Here is a 406-nt window from a genome sequence, read left to right as displayed (position 1 = left end):
CTGGCCCTGGACAGCGCCGGCAAGATCCTGCTGGCCAACCCGGCGCTGATCGCCTTGTACGGTCGCGAACCCGCCGGGGAAAGCATCAACGAACTGTTCGACGACCCAACCCTGCTGGCCACCTTGCTGGAACACGGCTTTCGCCTGGCCCTGCGGGAAATCAGCGTCAACGGCCAGACCCTGCTGCTGGACGCCACGCCGATCACCGACGCCGGCGCCCTGCTGACCCTGTACCAACCCAACCGCATCGGCGAACAACTGTCGGCGCTGCACCATGACCACGCCGAAGGTTTCGACGCGTTGTTGGGCGAGTCCCCGGCGATCCGCACCCTCAAGGCGCGGGCGCAACGGGTGGCGGCGCTGGATGCACCGTTGTTGATCCAGGGCGAGACCGGCACCGGCAAGG

At 67.5% G+C, this 406-nt stretch carries 1 protein-coding gene; it reads left to right on the top strand.

Annotated features, from left to right (window positions below; translation table 11 throughout):
• The coding region (locus HX846_RS38720) for a sigma 54-interacting transcriptional regulator (RefSeq protein WP_178967640.1) at nucleotides 1-406 on the top strand (406 nt) is incomplete at both ends.

It is taken from the genome of Pseudomonas sp. K5002 (assembly GCF_013386655.1).
Lineage (GTDB): Bacteria > Pseudomonadota > Gammaproteobacteria > Pseudomonadales > Pseudomonadaceae > Aquipseudomonas.
Note: the sequence above shows the minus strand (reverse complement) of the source record. Positions and strands in the feature narration are given on the sequence as shown.